The 16,817-nt window shown below is 54.9% G+C and carries 11 protein-coding genes; 5 read left to right on the top strand and 6 right to left on the bottom strand.

The genetic code is table 11. The features are described 5' to 3' along the window. The first annotated feature begins 13 nt into the window (after window positions 1-13). Together N512_RS0103695 and rlmC are read left to right on the top strand one after the other, a co-directional pair. The gene (locus N512_RS0103695) at window positions 14-1,201 is read left to right on the top strand and encodes an FAD-dependent oxidoreductase (protein WP_028779450.1); all 1,188 of its coding nucleotides are present in this window, start codon (window positions 14-16) and stop codon (window positions 1,199-1,201) included. A gap of 73 nt (window positions 1,202-1,274) precedes the next feature. Continuing rightward, a complete protein-coding gene (rlmC, locus tag N512_RS0103690; protein ID WP_028779449.1) occupies window positions 1,275-2,408 on the top strand; it encodes a 23S rRNA (uracil(747)-C(5))-methyltransferase RlmC in 1,134 nt (377 codons plus the stop codon). A gap of 11 nt (window positions 2,409-2,419) precedes the next feature. Here rlmC and N512_RS0103685 read toward each other — a convergent pair whose 3' ends face one another. From N512_RS0103685 to N512_RS0103670, 4 genes are read right to left on the bottom strand one after another with little or no spacing between them, the layout of a single operon-like run. Beyond that, complete coding sequence (locus N512_RS0103685; protein ID WP_028779448.1) at window positions 2,420-3,613, bottom strand: ATP-binding protein; 1,194 nt, start codon at window positions 3,611-3,613, stop codon at window positions 2,420-2,422. Continuing rightward, entirely contained in the window at window positions 3,610-4,320 is a 711-nt protein-coding gene (locus N512_RS0103680) for a response regulator transcription factor (RefSeq protein ID WP_037474101.1), read from the bottom strand. The genes N512_RS0103685 and N512_RS0103680 overlap by 4 nt, the downstream gene beginning before the upstream one ends. After that, window positions 4,317-4,691: a DUF3019 domain-containing protein gene (locus N512_RS0103675; protein ID WP_037436155.1), complete on the bottom strand. Its 375-nt coding sequence runs from the start codon at window positions 4,689-4,691 to the stop codon at window positions 4,317-4,319. Before N512_RS0103675 ends, N512_RS0103680 begins: the two co-directional genes overlap by 4 nt. Before the next feature lie 7 nt (window positions 4,692-4,698). Further along, the gene (locus N512_RS0103670; RefSeq protein WP_028779445.1) at window positions 4,699-5,550 is read right to left on the bottom strand and encodes a MipA/OmpV family protein; all 852 of its coding nucleotides are present in this window, start codon (window positions 5,548-5,550) and stop codon (window positions 4,699-4,701) included. A gap of 683 nt (window positions 5,551-6,233) precedes the next feature. Between N512_RS0103670 and chrA the strand changes: the two genes are divergently transcribed. From chrA to N512_RS0103655, 3 genes are all read left to right on the top strand, one after another. Further along, window positions 6,234-7,382 carry a chromate efflux transporter gene (gene chrA / locus N512_RS0103665; protein ID WP_028779444.1) on the top strand — a complete coding sequence of 383 codons (1,149 nt, stop codon included), beginning with the start codon at window positions 6,234-6,236 and terminating at the stop codon, window positions 7,380-7,382. Between the two features lie 100 nt (window positions 7,383-7,482). Then, a complete protein-coding gene (locus N512_RS0103660; RefSeq protein ID WP_028779443.1) occupies window positions 7,483-9,141 on the top strand; it encodes a methyl-accepting chemotaxis protein in 1,659 nt (552 codons plus the stop codon). A gap of 283 nt (window positions 9,142-9,424) precedes the next feature. Further along, window positions 9,425-11,089, top strand: coding sequence for a methyl-accepting chemotaxis protein (locus N512_RS0103655; RefSeq protein WP_028779442.1), 1,665 nt, complete (start codon window positions 9,425-9,427; stop codon window positions 11,087-11,089). Between the two features lie 87 nt (window positions 11,090-11,176). Here the strand turns inward: N512_RS0103655 and fdhF are convergent, their stop codons facing one another. Beyond that, the gene (gene fdhF / locus N512_RS0103650; RefSeq protein ID WP_028779441.1) at window positions 11,177-15,430 is read right to left on the bottom strand and encodes a formate dehydrogenase subunit alpha; all 4,254 of its coding nucleotides are present in this window, start codon (window positions 15,428-15,430) and stop codon (window positions 11,177-11,179) included. Window positions 15,431-15,617: 187 nt separating this feature from the next. Continuing rightward, entirely contained in the window at window positions 15,618-16,595 is a 978-nt protein-coding gene (locus tag N512_RS0103640) for an ion channel (protein ID WP_028779440.1), read from the bottom strand. Between the last annotated feature and the right edge of the window lie 222 nt (window positions 16,596-16,817).

The raw sequence follows: 16,817 nt of genomic DNA, 5'->3' as shown, positions 1-16,817 counted from the left end.
CGGAAAGAGGCTGATGGAACAGGTCGATCTGGCAATCATAGGTGGCGGCATCTCCGGCGTGGCGGTGGCACAGTGCGCGGCGGCGGCCGGTTATTCCGTGGTGCTACTGGAAAAGTCCACTCTGGCGGCAGGCACCTCCTCCCAGTCCAGCAAACTGATCCATGGCGGCTTACGTTATCTCGAATCCGGGCAACTGGATCTGGTGCGTGAATCGCTGCGGGCCCGGCGCGAGTTATTGCGTCTGGCGCCGACACTGGTCAAGGCCGTCCCTTTCTTTATCCCGGTTTATCGTGACAGTCGCCGCGGCGCCTTGACCCTCAGGGCAGGTCTCAGCCTCTACGGCTTGCTGAGCGAGTTTGACCGCCTAGGCCGTTTTCGTAGCCTGCCTGCCAGGGCTTGGGGGAGCTTTCCCGGGCTCAAGCTGGCGGGAATGACCCATATGTTCCAATACTGGGATGCCCAGACGGATGATGCCTTGCTGACCAAGGCGGTGGCCGACAGCGCCAGGCTGCTCGGTGCCGATATCCGCGAGGGTGCCGAGTGTTTGACGATAGAGCATGACCCTCAGGGATGTAAGCTGAGTTACCGGGATGCGGATGGCGACAAAATGTTGCACTGCCGCTTTCTGGTCAACGCCGCCGGCGCCTTTGTCAACGAACTGCTGGCGCGGGTGACACCGCCCATAGCCCAGACGGCAATAGACTGGGTGCAGGGGAGTCATTTGCTTCTGGATATTCCTGCGCCGCCCGGGGTGCTCTATCTGGAATCCTGCTTCGATGAGCGGGTGGTATTCGTGATGCCTTGGTACGGCAAGACGCTGATAGGTACCACGGAAACCCTCTGCCAGGGACCGGTTCCGCAGATCACCCGAGAGGAGATAGCTTATCTGCTGGGGATCTATCGGCACTATTTTGGAGGCACTGGCAGTTTTACGGGTTCGGTCACTACAGAGGCGCTTGAAGCCAAGGTATTGGCGCATTTCAGTGGCATGCGGGTGCTGCCCAAGGGCGATGGCGATGCCTTTGGTCGGCCGCGGGAGGTACAGTTGTACCAGCGTTATTCCCATCCTAGGTTGCTGACGCTCTACGGCGGCAAGTTAACCACCTTTCGTGCCACTGCCAAGGCGGTGACGGCAGAGATAAGCAAGGTACTTGGCAAACGCAGCCCCAAAGCGGATGTCGACAAGCTGATGCTGGGATGATTTTTAGGGTGAAACAGGCTAAAGTGTGCCGCTTTTGCCGCCGGGCTGAATTGGAAACTTGGGACATATCAGAGTGAGATGTGACTTTTTTGCGCAGGGCAAGTGCCGCTCCTGTACTCACATAGAAACGCCAATGGCGCAACAACTGGCCGCCAAGAGTGAGCAGTTGGCGCAGTTGCTCAGCCCCTTTACGCCCTTTGAACTCTTGGCCCCGGTCAGCGGGCCGTCCCTGGGTTTTCGCAACAAGGCCAAGATGGTGGCACTCGGGGCCGCCCATCAACCCATTCTGGGGATAGTTTCCCCGATTGGTGAGGCCGTGAGCCTGTGCGATTGTCCTCTCTATCCTGCCGATATGCAGGCCTTGCTGCATCGGCTTGAGCTGTTTGTGCGTCAGGCCGGGATCCCACCCTATCGGGTAGATAAGGCCAAGGGCGAACTCAAGTTTGTGTTGTTGACCCGCGCCGAAATCAGCGGCGACTTTATGCTCAGGTTTGTGTTGCGCTCCAGGCAATCCATCGAACGGATTGAGCGTGAACTGCCAAAGCTGCTGGCCGAGTTTCCTGCCATCAAGCTGGTATCTGTGAATCTGCAGCCGATTCATATGGCCAGGCTCGAAGGTGAGCAGGAGGTTTTTCTCACCGAGGCGCAGCGTCTGGAGGAGTCCTTCAATGGCGTGCCTCTCTATATCCGCCCCAAGAGCTTCTTTCAAACCAACCCACAAGTGGCGGCGGCCCTTTATCAGAGCGCCAAAGACTGGGTCAGTGAGCTGAAGCCTGAGTCGATTTGGGATCTCTTCTGTGGTGTCGGCGGTTTTGGGCTGCACTGTACCAATAAATACACAGAGCTTACAGGGATTGAAATCGAGGCTGAAGCTATCGCTTGCGCCAAGTTATCCGCCGAAAAGCTGGGGCTTAAGCGGGTGAACTTCAAGGCGCTGGATTCGGGCAGTTTTGCCGCGGCGCAGTCGGCAGGCCAGGTACCTGATCTTATGATAGTCAATCCGCCGAGACGCGGCATAGGCGCCGAGCTTTGCCAGGCCATTTCGACCTTTGCGCCGCCGCATCTGCTCTATTCCAGCTGTAACCCTGAATCTTTGGCCAAAGATCTGGCGGCCATCAGTGGTTATCGTATGCGCAAGGTGCAGCTGTTCGATATGTTTCCGCACACGGATCACTACGAGGTATTGGTACTGCTGAGTCGAGGCTAAGACAATGGCGCTTATTCTCTTGGCCAACACAGACTGATGGCGGCGCCGCCCAGAGTTTGCGAGTGGCTCAACTCCAGCCGGCCGCCGTGCCAGATGGCAATCTTGCGCACTATATAAAGCCCCAGGCCAAAGCCGCTGCCATCACTCTGTTTGGCATCTCTGGCAAAGGCCGCCAGTAGTTTTTTGCCTTTATCTTCAAAGCCCGGGCCATCATCCTCGACTCTGAGGCAGTTATGGCTTTCGCTTTGCTCGAAACTCACCTGTATCTCTTTTTCGGCGAAACGCATGGCATTTTGGATCAGGTTCTGGCAGGCCACATTCATTGCCGTCTTATCGAATTGTGCCTGGCCCGGCACAGAGTGAAATCCTATCTGGAAGTCACGGCTATAAAGGCTGTATTTCTGCTCAAGCGCCTGAATAAAGTCAGCGATGGATTGAGGCGAATGGCATAGTTCTCCCTGTTTATGTTCCAGGCGGGCAAAAGAGAGATAGTTGGCCGCCAACTGTTCTATCTCATCTATGTCCTGGGCCAGGCGCGCTGCGTATTGAGGCTCCATCTGCTGCTTGCTCAGCTCAAGGGCAAAGCGCATTCGCGCGAGCGGAGTGCGTACTTCGTGGGAGATGGTATGGGATAACTCTTTATGCATTTGGACAAAACTCACTATCTGGTGGCTCATGCTATAAAGCGCCTGAGCCAGCGGAAAGATAGCCGAGCTTTTACGTATGGTTAGCGGTTGCAGCGAAGGCTGACGGCCAAAGCGAATGGCGCTCTGTTGCAGGGTATGGAGATCGCGAAACACAGGCCAGATAAGCAAGATGGCGACCAGGGCCAGGCTGGAATAGAAACCGAGCAAGATCAAACTGGTGACATCCTCCCTGTCTTGCTTCTCTGTTACCGGGCCAAATCTGAGTAGCTCAGTGCCTGAGCCTTGCTTGTAGTAATAGAGCTCGCCACTGGAGTGACGCAGCGCCAAGGTCTGCCCCTCATTGAGTAGCTGTCTCAGGCTAGTGGGCAGTGCCAGACTGCCGGCGGCAAGAGTCGACAGATGCGCGCCCTGTCCCCGGGTCTGCAATAAGTCGTCCACCGAGATCAAATAGCTGGCCTCTTCGCTGCGATATTGATCTGTCAGTTGGCCAAAGCTCCACAGCAGCAGGGAGCAGGACAGCAGCAGAAACCCAAACAGTCGGTAAAACTGAAACTTCATGCCTGAATCCTGATCATGGCTTGATTGGGCTGGTAGTTGAACAGATAGCCCTTGCCGTGCACTGTGGTGATCTGCAGGCCGCTTATCTCCAGCTCATCGAGGCGTTTGCGCAGCCTGCTGACCTTGAGATCTATGGCTCTGTCCAGGCCATCATAGGCGCGGCCGATAAACTGCTCGAACAGATACTCCCGTGACAATACCCGCCCGGCGTTGATCACAAACACCCACAGGAGTTCAAACTCCTTGGTGGTAAAGGCCAATGCCGAGCCCGCCAGAAACACCTGCTGCTGATTGGGATCAAGCTGCAGATCGTGCAGACACAAAGTTTTGCGTCCGGGCAGCTGTTGCCTGTTACGAAGTTGAGTACGTATTCGTGCCAGCAGCAAGGGGGGAACCACGGGCTTGAGCAGGTAATCACAGGCGCCCAGCTCCAATCCCAGGATCTGATCGCCTTCACTGTCGCGGGCGGTGAGGAAGATAAGCGGGCAGGGATAACAGGCCGCCAAACGGGGATAGATACCAAAGCCGTCTTCACCTGGCAGCATCACATCGCAGAGGATCAGGCTGAAACTGTCACTGTCCTGACGGGCAAGCGCGGCTTCGGCATTGTCCAGATGAACCAGCTCGAAGCCTTCATTGGCCAGATAAGTGCAAATAAGTTCCGCCAGTGGCAGATCATCCTCAATCAGGAGTATTTTTTCTTTCATAGCAGATCCCAACTCAGGCCCCGCCGTCTGCGACTGACGGGCTCGTAGATAGCCACTCTGAGCAAGCGGCTGGCAACTGTGCGGTTTTGCTGATCCCTGAGCTCGATAAGCGTATCCCTGACCAGGCTTAATTGCAGCTTGTAACTGAAGTCACGGCGTTGATGAAAACAGGTCAAAGGCGCTGCGCTGTTGGCCAGCCAAAGGCACAGAGAGCGAGGCTGTTGACTGTGAAACTCGAGTTGCAGTTGCAGCTTGCATTCCGATTCTTGATTGGTCATGGCGCAGGTATCCGGCGCCAGCCAAAGCTCTTCCCCCAAGGCGCTTGCCCAGGGACTTATCAGCATGAGTAACCACAGTAGCCATCGATTCATAGAGCCCTCAAAACCGATAACTCAAACCGATGAAACCTGAGAGATAGCCATCCTTGTCTATCATGGGACTGTTGGTGATCCCCGAGTCAAGCCAGGTGTATTCGGTTACCATCACCAGGTTGATATCCTGCCACAGTGGCAGATTAACCAGCAGGCGGGCGTGATAATTGATACTGGCCGAGGGGGTGTAACTCAGTCTCAGCGGTCCGCTTTCTTCCGGCGTAAGCTGATAGTAGTAACGCACCAGGGATTCACTCTTGCGAATCGCGCCTAGCTCAAATCCTAAAGCACCCCAGGAGTAGAGCAGGCTCTTTTTCAATCTGAGCTGCAGCTCATTGCCGTCATGTACTCCGGAAATGTCCTGAAACAAGCCCAGATTGATATCCGTGTAGGGCGTGACCCAAGTGACGGAAACTCCGCCCAGATAGGAGATGTGACGCTGGATTTCGTCAAGGATAGGTTTGCTGTTACCGTTGGGGCGTACGACCTGTCCCTTGTAGGGGGAGAAGCCTATGATGTCGCTCAAAAACAATTTGTTGAGGCCATCAAACTCGAAAAAGAATCCATCTTCATTGAGCTTGGTTTGCAGATCGAATAACCAGTTGTCCGACTCATAGAGGCTGTAGCCCAGAGTAAAGTTTTCCAGATAGAAGCGTTCTGAGTAGTAGTTCCAGGATGGCAGCAGGAAGGTTTCTATCGGCTTGGCATGCACTCTGGGATTATCCAGGCGGCCATATCCCAGGGCGAGGGCAAGTCTGAACTCATCCACAGGGACAGTTTCCGTCGCATTTTCTTCAGTTGCCGCAGTCAGGGGCAACTGAAGACCAAGCATCAATATCGCGTACCACCATAGCTTCATAGCTTACTTCTTACTTCCTGCGAACTCTCAGTGAATCTAAACAAACGCTTGTTAAAAGTCTGTAAAAATTTAACCAAGTTACAAAATGCTACATAAGTATTATGTTTTTGGTTCTTTTGCGGTGATTGTATTTGATGTCTATGTGAATATCTATGCATTAAAATTGACAGGTGTCAAAAGTGGTGCTGCTTTGCTATATGGTGTATTGCTGGTTTTCGGTGTTATTTTTAGTGGGTTTGTGTTTATGGCTAAACTATGGCCGAGGCTTTTTTAACTGCATTGGCTATTAATTGTTTTGAATAAATATTGAATGTTTGAATTATGTTTCATTGAGGTGGGTGGAACCTGGTATAGAGAAAGCCGCCTGGAAACCGTGGCTGATTTCGAGCGAATACACTTGCCGGTTAGTGGGTGCAGATCTGGGTTGTAGTGAGATGATTTCCCGTCAACTTGACTCTCTTTTCCGTCTCGGAATTCACTCTTGGGAAGCGACGGACTTTGGCGGCTGTTCGCTGTTCTTGCCTCAATAGCGGCTGTTTGACAGGAGAGGACGGACTTTCAGTCGTCTGTTCATGGGTTTTTCTTATTGTGCTCCCACAGACTAAAAGCTGTTGATAATAAGATAAGTGTCACACTTATGTCATACAATGGAGCCGAACTGAACAAGGGTAGAGTGAACACAGATGTGGCAGATTTTTGTACGTTTTTTTTCCTTGGGGTTGGTGAGTTTTGGCGGCCCGGCGGCACACATAGGTTACTTTCGCAAGACTTTCGTCGAGGAGTTGGGCTGGCTCGATGACAAAGATTACGCCTCTTTGGTGGCGTTGAGTCAGTTTCTGCCCGGCCCGGGATCCAGCCAGGTCGGCTTTGCCATAGGTTACCGCCGCGGCGCCTTGCCCGGGGCAATACTGGCCTTTATCGGCTTTACCTTGCCTTCGTTCCTACTGATGTTTCTGCTGGCGGTCAGCAGCTATCAATACCTCTCCAGTGATTTATTTCAGGGGGTTATCGCCGGACTCAAGTTATTGGCTGTGGTGGTGGTCGCCGATGCTGCCTGGGGTATGTTCAAACAGTTTTGCCGCAGCCATATCCCCCAGATGTTGGCCTTGCTGAGTACTGTGATTCTGCTTTTGTGGCCGGGGAATTTGACCCAATTGCTGCTGTTGCTTGCCGGTGCCATTGTCGGTCTTTATTGGCTCAATCGTGAGGCACCAGCGCCGGCCAAGTCGGGAAGTATGCAGCTCAACTGGAGTGCTTTACTGATATTTCTGTTTTTATTGCTGCTCACCGGTCCCTTGCTTGCTCACCCTCTGGCTGAACTCTTCAAACAGTTTTATCAGACCGGCGCCATGGTATTCGGCGGCGGCCATGTGGTGCTGCCCTTGCTGGAGAGCCAACTGGCAAACAGCATAGATCATGACAGATTCCTCACCGGCTACGCCCTGGCGCAAGCCGTTCCCGGCCCCATGTTCAGTCTGGCCGCCTATCTGGGCGCCGAACTGTGGCCGCAAAATGCCCTAGTTGGCGCCTTGGTGGCAACGTTAGCCATCTTTCTGCCCGGTTTCCTGTTGTTGCTGGCGGTGATCCGAGGCTGGCAGGGAATCGCCAAACGCCCGAAAATGGCCGCCATGGTGATGGGGATTAATGCCACAGTCGTTGGTTTGTTGGCGAGTGCTCTCTATCAACCGGTATTTACCAGTGCTGTGACCCGCCCGGTTGATATGGCCATGGTGCTGGCGGGCTTTATGTTGCTCAAGCTGTGGCGTTTGCCCCTGGTGCTTTTGGTGCTCGGATTTGCAGCAATGGGCGCTATTTCCACTCTCTTCATGTAAAACAAATGGTTAAACTTTGATCTCAGGCATTTTTTATACGAACTTAAAGTGAACAAAGTTACTATAATTTGCAGATATTCCATTCCCGGGGGAAACCTAAGTGTCCAGTCTGAGTTTACGAAATAAGTTACTGCTGCTTGCCCTGTTGCCATTGTTGACTGTTTCCATTGTCTTGATGCTGGCGTCCTGGACAGTAGAGTCGGATGCGCTTGAAAGCGAAATTACCAATTTCAGAGAAAAGCTGCTCAACGAGCGTCGTCAGGAGTTGGTGCATGTGACCGAAGTCGCCAAAGAGATTGTCAGCTTTCAGCGCAGTCAGGGCGGAGACTATAAGGCGGCCTTGCGGGATGTTCGGTTTGGCAGCGCAGGTTATTTCTTTGTCTATGATGGCAAAGGTAAAAACCTGTTCCATGCCCTGTTGCCCAAGCTTGAAGGTACAGATCAGATAGGGATGACAGATCCCAAGGGAACCAAGATCATAGTAGGCTTGCTGAATGCAGCCCGCAGTGGTGACGGTATTCTCACCTATTACTACCAAAAACCCGGCACCAACGAGCTGGTGGAAAAGATAGGTTATGCCGCCATGGTTCCAGGCACCGACTGGATCATAGGCACCGGCGCCTATGTGGATGATATCGAAGCCTCAGTGGCCGAATATCGACAGACCGCATTGGAAGACATGGAAGGTAAGCTGTGGCTGACGTTGATGATAGTCATAGTCATCACTCTGGTCACCGCAACGCTCATATTGTTTGCTGCTCAGCGCACTGTGACTCCTATCCGCAACATGCTGGATAACCTCAACGATATCGCTCAGGGGGAAGGGGATTTAACCAAGCGTTTGCAGGTGCACGGTGAAGATGAGATTGCCCAGCTGGGGCAGGCATTCAACCGCTTTGTCGACAAGTTGCAACACATCATCCGTGACGTGACTACCGCTACCCACGAGGTGCAGGATGCCTCTGGTTCCATTCATGCCCAGACTCAGGCGATAGCGGCGCAGTTGGCCAACCACAACAATGAAACCGATCAGGTGGTGACTGCCATCACAGAGATGTCTTCCACTGCCCAGGAAGTGGCGATGAACACCACCCAGGTGGCGGAGGCGACCCATGTGGCGAGCGATGAAGTGGCCAAGGCCCAGGAATGCGTTGATACTTCGCTGACCGAGATCTCCACTCTGATGGCGGAAATCAACAGCGCCGCCGACCATATTCAGTCGCTCAACGAACAGTCGCAGAAGATTAACAGCGTGCTGTCTGTCATCGGCGGCATTGCCGAGCAGACCAATCTGTTGGCACTCAATGCGGCCATTGAAGCGGCTCGTGCCGGTGAGCAGGGGCGCGGTTTTGCCGTGGTGGCCGATGAAGTACGCAGCCTGGCGAGCCGCACTCAGGCCAGCACGTTGGAGATCAACGAGATGCTCAGCGAGCTGCATCGTCTGGTGAGCCAGGCGGTGAGTGCCATGGAAGAGAGCCAGCAAAGCTGCCATCGCAGTGTCGAATCTTCCAGGCTGATTTCCGAGAGTCTGGGAGCCGTCACCAGCTCTGTCACCTCCATCAATGATATGAGTACCCAAATCGCCACCGCTGCCACAGAGCAGAGTTCGGTGACCGAAGAGATCAACCGTAATATCTACGCCATTCAGGAGATAGTCGCCGAGCTGTTGCACTCCAGCGAAGAAGCGGCCAGAGTCAGTCAAACCGTGTCTCACAGTGGTGATAATCTGGGGCAACTGGTCAATCAGTTCCGGGTTTAATCATTCAATATGAAGAAAACAGAAACAGCGCCATTTGGCGCTGTTTCTTTATCTCGACCGTCCAGCACAAGATTCCGTACCGCTTATGACGTTTCCCAGTAACCATTCCCCGGCAATCGTGGAACCTTTCGGTTGGTCGTAAGGTAAAAAAGTAATTTGTGTAACATTTTGAATCATTTGTTTGTTAATTGTTTTATTTGTAATCATATTGATATTGCATGTTGGGGCGCGGGACTATACTCAGTAAAGAGTGTCTGACAGCTACTGGGGGGAAGTTATGTCCTTGTCTGCTCTGAGCTTGAGAAGCAAATTCTTGCTGCTGGCTTTACTACCTTTAATTCTGACTTTGATATTGGTGATGGGGTATTCCTATCGTGCCGAACATCAATCACTGGAAAATTCGATCGCTTTGTTCAAACAAAAGTTGATCGATGAACGAAAACAGCAACTCAAGGATGCGACAGGGCTGGCTTTGGAAAACATCAACTATCAACTCGGTCTGGGAGACAGAGGTGATGTCAACGCGGCATTGCGGCAACAGAGGTTTGGCAGCGCCGGATACTTCTTCATTTATGATTTCAATGGGATCAGTGTATTTCATGCGGTTAAGCCTGAGCAGGAAGGCACAGATCAAAGCGGCATGACAGACCCCAATGGTACACAAATTGTGCGCGGTCTTATCGATGCCGCCAGAAGTGGTAAAGGCTTTATCAACTACTTCCATGCCAAGCCCGGAGTGACTGGCCTGGTGGAAAAGATAGCCTATGCCATCCGGGTCCCCGGGAAAGACTGGTTGGTAGGCACAGGTGTTTATGTGGATGACATAGAGGCGGCTGTTGCCGCTTATCGACAAACCGCCACCGAGGAGATGCAGGCCAAGACCATAGGGGTGCTGTTGATGTCGCTGGTGCTGACTCTGGTTACTGTGTTTGCCATTCTCTTTACTGCTCAGCGGATGATAATCCCTATCCGCAATATGTTGGATAACCTCAACGATATCGCTCAGGGGGAAGGGGACCTGACCAAGCGCCTGCAGGTGCGCGGTGAAGATGAGATTGCCCAGTTGGGGCTGGCGTTCAATCGCTTTGTCGAAAAACTGCAGCACATCATCCGCGATGTCACCACGGCCACCCATGAAGTGCAGGATGCCGCCGGTTCCATCCATTCCCAGACCCAGGCGATAGCATCCCAGTTGGTGAACCACAACAATGAAACCGATCAGGTGGTGACCGCCATTACCGAGATGTCTTCCACCGCTCAGGAAGTGGCGATGAACACTACCCAGGTGGCTGAGGCGACTCATGTGGCTACCGACGAAGTGGCCAAGGCCCAGGAGTGCGTCGATACTTCGCTGACTGAGATCTCCACCCTGATGGCGGAAATCAACAGCGCCGCCAACCATATTCAGTCGCTCAGCGAGCAATCACAGCGGATCAACAGCGTGCTGTCTGTCATCGGCGGCATCGCCGAGCAGACCAACCTGTTGGCATTGAATGCTGCCATTGAAGCGGCTCGCGCCGGTGAGCAGGGCCGAGGTTTTGCCGTGGTGGCCGATGAAGTGCGCAGTCTGGCGAGTCGTACCCAGGCCAGTACGTTGGAGATCAACGAGATGCTCAGCGAGCTGCATCGTCTGGTGAGTCAGGCGGTGAGTGCCATGGAAGAGAGTCAGCAGAGTTGCCACCGCAGTGTCGAGTCGTCAAAGCTTATCTCCGAAAGCCTGGGAGCTGTGACCAGCTCTGTCACCTCCATCAATGATATGAGTACCCAAATCGCCACCGCCGCCACAGAGCAGAGTTCGGTGACTGAGGAGATTAACCGGAACATTTACGCCATTCAGGAGATAGTCGCCGAGCTGCTGCATTCCAGCGAAGATGCGGCCAGGGTCAGTCAGACTGTGTCCCACAGTGGTGATAACCTCGGCAAGTTGGTCAATCAGTTCAGAGTCTAATCTTGCTTGAGAGCTCAGTTGCAGGAATGAGCAACTAAAGAAAAATAAAACGGCGCCAATCAGGCGCCGTTTTTTATGGAACTCAGTTTAGGTTTCGGAAGCCAAAGGCGCCTCGGCGCGCTCTGCCTTGACGGCACACACCTTGAACTCAGGAATATGGGCCACGGGATCCAGCGCATTGATAGTCAGCTTGTTGGCCGCGGCTTCCACGAAATGGAATGGCAGGAACAACACCCCAGGCTGGGCCCGGCGGCTGACAAAGGCCTGAATAAAGATTTCACCGCGGCGGCTTTCCAGTTTGAGCCAGTCGCCCTTGCCGACGCCCAAACGTTCGGCATCCTCAACCGAGATCATCACTCTGGGGGAGCCGAGTTCGTCCAGCCCGGCGGTTTTACGGGTCATGGTGCCTGTGTGGAACTGCTCCAGCAGGCGTCCGGTCGACAGCATCAAGGGATAGTCATGGTCCGGCAGCTCAGCCGGTAAACGATAATTGACCGGCTGCAGTCGCCCTTTGCCATGGGTAAAGCTGTTGCGGTGCAATACTCGGGTACCCGGATGTTGCTCATCTGGGCAAGGCCACTGCAACCCGGCCGGATTATCCGTGGTTCTGTGCCAACTGATCCCGGCGTAGCTGGGGGTCAGGGCCGTGACTTCCTGCCAAATTGCCTGTTCATCGCTATAGTGCCAGTCGGCGCCCATGGCATTGGCCAGCAGCTGCAGTATCTGCCAGTCCGGACGGGCACTACCTGGCGATTGCAAGGCGACTTCCAGTCGTTGAACCCGGCGCTCGGTATTGGTGAAGTGGCCGCGCTTTTCGGCAAAGGCCGCTGCCGGCAATACCACATCGGCCATTTCGGCAGTTTCGGTGAGAAAGATATCCTGCACCACCAAAAATGGCAGCTTTTTCAGCGCCTTGAGCACATGTGCCTGGTCAGGGTCGCTCAGTACCGGGTTTTCGCCCATCACAAACAGGCTCTGCAGCCGGCCATCCAAAATCGCCTGCATCATATGAGAGGCCGGAATGCCTGTCTCAGGGCTCAGCTTATCTGTGTCCCAGGCCCGCGCCAGTTTCAGCCGCGCAGCATCGTCATCCAGACGTTGATAGCCACTGAAATAGTTGGGCAGGGCGCCCATATCACAGGCACCCTGGACATTGCTCTGGCCGCGCAAAGGGTTGATCCCGGCGCCGTTGAGCCCGAGGTTACCCAGCAATAACTGCAAGTTGGCAATGGCGGTGACATTGTCATGGCCTGTGGTGTGTTGGGTAATTCCCATGGCGTAGTAAAGGGCGGTCTGTTGGGCGGTGCCCAGCATCTCGGCCATGGCCGCTATTTCGCTGCAGCTGACGCCTGTCACCCTGGCGGCCTGCTCCAGGCTGTAGTCCGGCCGCAACAGCTCTTCGCGCAAGGCCTCAAAGCCTGTGGTGCGGCTGCGGATATAGGCCTTGTCATGCCAGCCGTTGAGTAGTATTTGCTGCATGATGGCGTTGAGCAGCATCACATCTGTGCCGGGGCGATGATGCACAAACAGCTCGGCACTGTCGGCTATGCTGACCCGCTTGGGGTCGGCGACCAGGAGCCTTGCCTTGCCGCGGCTGACGACCGACTTGATCCTCGAGGCTATGATGGGGTGGGCGCAGTCGGTATCCGAGCCCAGGATAAAGATGAGATCTGAATCCTCTATGCCGGGAATATCATTGGTCATGGCGCCGCTGCCGAGGGCATCGTAGAGCCCGGTCACTGTGGAGGCATGGCACAGGCGGGCGCAGTGATCTATGTTGTTGCTGCCGATAACGGCTCTGAACAGCTTTTGCAGCAGGAAGTTCTCTTCATTGGTGGCCTTGGCGGATGCCAGTGCGCCGAATGAACTCGGGCCAAACTGTTCCAATTGTTCTTGCCAGTGGGCGGCAATATAGCTGATGGCCGTTTGCCAGCTACAGGGTTCCAATTTGCCGTTACGGCGAACCAGCGGCTGGGTAAGGCGCTCTTCACTGTTGATAAAGTCAAAGCCGAAGCGGCCCTTGACGCAGAGCATGCCCTGGTTCACAGGTGAGCGCACATCGCCCTCGGCCGCAAGGATACGATTCTGGGTGGTGTCGACCTTGAAACGGATGCGGCAACCCACGCCGCAATAGGTGCAGATGGTGCTGGTCACCTTGGTGTCGGGGGCTTGTCCTTGGGTCTTGTGGCGGGCATCGACCAGGGCGCCGGTCGGGCATACCTGCAGGCAGTTGCCGCACTGAACACAATCGCTGTCGGCCATGGAGACGCTGAAACCGGCTCTGGGGGCCCGGCGTTCGCTACTGCCTCCCGGCAGCGCCGAGAATTGGTTGGCCTCAAAGCTGATGGCCTTGTGGCCACTGCGGCGGTGGCAGATGTCAACGCAGGCACCGCAGCTGATGCAGCGGTTGGCATCGAAACGGATAAAGGGTGTGCTCAAATCCTGGGCAAAGTGTCTGGCCTGCAGCGCCGATTCGCCACAGGCATCCTGCTCAAGCAAGCCCTGGCTGCCGACCTTGTATTCACTGGCGTAGTCCCGCAGGCGACAGTCCATATTGGCCTGACAACCACATTCGAGGCAGCGTTTGGCCTCGGCTTCGGCCATTTGCGGCGTCAGTCCCAGCTCTACTTCGGCAAAGTTACTCAGGCGCTCGGCTACAGGTAACTCCGGCATCTTGACCCTGGCACTTTTGACCTGTGAAGGGAAAAGATCTTTGGGTAAATCCTGTTGGGACTTGAGCCCTATCGCCTTGCTGGCATTGAACGCCACCGGCGTCAGTGGGCAACTGAGCCCCTGATTGAACAGGGCGTCTATAGCCTCGGCGGCGCGGCGACCATCGGCGACCGCTTCCACAGCAGTGGCGGGCCCACGGCGCACATCACCGATAACAAACAGTTTTTCCAACCCGGTGCTCATGCTGATGTCACAGCCGTTGATTGTATTCCAGCGACTGAGCGCCGGAGCGCCTTGCAGCAGACGGTTTTCGGCCTGTTGCAGAAAGGCCAGATCCGGTGATTGGGATACGGCGGCGATCAGGGTATCAAACTCGCAGTCGAAGGTTTCGCCGCTGGGCTGCGGTCGGCGGCGGCCGGAGGCATCCGGTTCGCCTAAAGACATTTTTTCCAATGTGACTCGTGCAAGACGGCCGTCACTGCCGGCATGGTTGGCCACAGGATTGGTCAGTAGCAGGAAGTGGATACCTTCCTGCTCAGCTTCATGAATTTCAAAGGCTTCGGCCGGCATCTCCTCTTTGGTACGCCGGTAGATCAGGGTTACCTCGGCGCCGAGGCGTCTGGCGCTACGGGCACAATCGATGGCGGTATTGCCGCCGCCGACAACGGCTACCTTCTTACCTGTGACCAGCTGGTGGTCCATTGCCAGATCTTTAAGGTAGTCGACCCCGAGATAGCAGCCGGGCAGGTCGCTGCCGGGATAGTCGAGTGGCACAGCCTTTTGCGCGCCCATCGCCAGACAGAGGGCATGATACTCCTCGGCCAGTTTCGGCAGCAGAATGTGCTCGCCTATGACTGTGTTGGTGTGAATGCGGATGCCGCTGCGCTCCAGCAGAGCTATCTCTTTATCGAGTATCGCCTTGGGCAGACGATATTCTGGAATGCCGTATCTTAGCCAACCACCGGCCTTGGGAGCGGCCTCAAAGATGTCCACTTCATGGCCCTGATTGGCGAGGAAAAACCCGGCGCTTAGCCCGGCTGGCCCGGCGCCGATTATGGCCACCTTCTTGCCGCTGGGGTCGGCCTTGGGCGGCTGATAGGGCTCGGTATCGGCCAAGTCCAGATCGGCGGCGTGGCGCTTGAGCTGACGTATCGCCAGTGGTTCATCGATCAGGGCGCGGCGACAGGCACTTTCACAAAATGCCGGGCAGACCCGACCGATAGACAGAGGCAGAGGCAGGGTCTGCTTGAGGATCCGCACCGCTTCTGTATGGTTGCCCTGACCTATGTGATACAGATAAGACTGCACATCGACGCCTGCCGGGCAGGCTTGCTGGCAGGGGGCTTCGCAATCGGCGAAGTGATCTTTCAATATCCGTTTCAGCGTCTGCTGCCGATGGCTGTGCACTGCCTGGGTATGATTCTTGAGCTGCATTCCGGCAATTGCCGGAGTCGAGCAGGCCAGCAGCGGTCTGTCACCATCGGCCATTATCTGGTCGAGCCGGGTCAGTTGGCACAGGTGTTCATCGGCGCCTTCTGTGGTAGCCGAACCGGGGTCTGTATGGTGACACAGACAAGGAATGTCGATGCCGGCCCGATGGGCCGCCTGCAACAGGGTCTCGCCCTCAAAGGCGCTGACGGCCTGGCCGTCGATATAGATCTCAAACATGGGCAGCCTTGTTATTTGCTCACCTTGATGGGGGTGAAGTAGGGACTAATTAAGCTGATAACCATGCAGTATATCGATCGCAGGGTTCGCTTCATTGAGCTGGAACAGGCTTTTGCCGGGGAATTCACAAAGCCTATCGACTATGTGCACTCATCTGAAAAATGGATTTTGGCCAGTGTGATCTGGCTCAGCGGGTCATCTTCTTGACAAACACCACCACAAACAGGGCTATGGTGAAACTGCCGGTGAAGGCTTCAATGGCGGCCACGGCGCGGGAAAAACCCACAGGGGTGAAGTCGCCGTATCCCAGGGTTGTGAAGGTTACCACTGAGTAATACAGGCAGTTGCCGAACAGTGACAGATAGTCTGTGATGGCGCGGCCCGGGGCAAACTGATGGATTCGGCCATCATAACTGACGCCGGTAAAGCAGTAGATGAAGGCACAGACAAACACCAAAGCCAGCGAGAAAATCACCACCCTGAGCGGGTCTTCGCCATAACCGCAGAAGAGATCGATCAACTTGGATAACATCCTTCTGCCGCTCCATTTGGGTAGCAGATGGCGCCGCATGGTGAGCTCGCGGCGAATGTAGAGGCCGGCCATGGCAAACAGGCCTTCACGCTCGGCCGCCTTGCGCAGATCCCGGTAGATCTCTTCGGCCTGTTCAAAGTAGTCGCGGGCGATTTCACGTTCACCGACTCTTTCTGCCTGCAGTGCCATGCGTTCCTGACGCAATAGCTTGCCAGTGTAGATATTCTCGATGCGGGCACCATTCCATTTGGCTCCCAGCAGATTGCAGTTGTTGAGCTTGGCGCAGTGCAGGTTGGCGTCACGCAGGTCGGCCTTCATCAGGCTGGCGTTATCCAGAGTCAGATTGAACATGTGGGCGCCTTGAAGGTTGGCCCGATACAGCTCGGCATAGCTCATGTCATAGCCGGTTTTGGAGTGATGTTTTACCAGATCGATACCGGCCAGTTCAGCACCCTTGAGGCAGATGCCTCTGAGCATGCCGCCGCCGCGGGCGAAGGCTTCGAGCCTGGCCCTGTCTTCGGGGTGGTTTTTGACGATTCTCGGGTCGTGCCAGTAACAGAGGCCTGACTCACCGGCCGGTTCCTCACAGCAAAAGCCCTCGTCTTCCTGATAACAGCAATTTTTCTGCTCCATGGTTGCAAGTATAGCCTGTCATTGAAAGCTGCTGATCGGCATGCTCGTCTGGTTTATTTACTGATTGAGTTGGCATATTTGATTTTTTGTCACAGTTTTTTCACCGCGGAATTGGCTAGAGTGTGTCAGATGCTTTATCGGAACAGACGCGGAATACGGCGCCGACGAAAAAAAAACAAGCTTCTGCCCGCTGTGGCATAGGTTTCAGCGGCTGCTTGGGTT

Source organism: Shewanella sp. 38A_GOM-205m, from assembly GCF_000518445.1.
Lineage (GTDB): Bacteria > Pseudomonadota > Gammaproteobacteria > Enterobacterales > Shewanellaceae > Shewanella > Shewanella algae.
Note: the sequence above shows the minus strand (reverse complement) of the source record. Positions and strands in the feature narration are given on the sequence as shown.

Coding starts and splice junctions, on each gene's coding strand:
- N512_RS0103695 (WP_028779450.1), top strand. CDS start 14: ATGGAACAGGTCGATCTGGCAATCATAGGTGGCGGCATCTCCGGCGTG.
- N512_RS0103685 (WP_028779448.1), bottom strand. CDS start 3,613: ATGAAGTTTCAGTTTTACCGACTGTTTGGGTTTCTGCTGCTGTCCTGC.
- N512_RS0103680 (WP_037474101.1), bottom strand. CDS start 4,320: ATGAAAGAAAAAATACTCCTGATTGAGGATGATCTGCCACTGGCGGAA.
- N512_RS0103675 (WP_037436155.1), bottom strand. CDS start 4,691: ATGAATCGATGGCTACTGTGGTTACTCATGCTGATAAGTCCCTGGGCA.
- N512_RS0103670 (WP_028779445.1), bottom strand. CDS start 5,550: ATGAAGCTATGGTGGTACGCGATATTGATGCTTGGTCTTCAGTTGCCC.
- chrA (WP_028779444.1), top strand. CDS start 6,234: ATGTGGCAGATTTTTGTACGTTTTTTTTCCTTGGGGTTGGTGAGTTTT.
- fdhF (WP_028779441.1), bottom strand. CDS start 15,430: ATGTTTGAGATCTATATCGACGGCCAGGCCGTCAGCGCCTTTGAGGGC.
- N512_RS0103640 (WP_028779440.1), bottom strand. CDS start 16,595: ATGGAGCAGAAAAATTGCTGTTATCAGGAAGACGAGGGCTTTTGCTGT.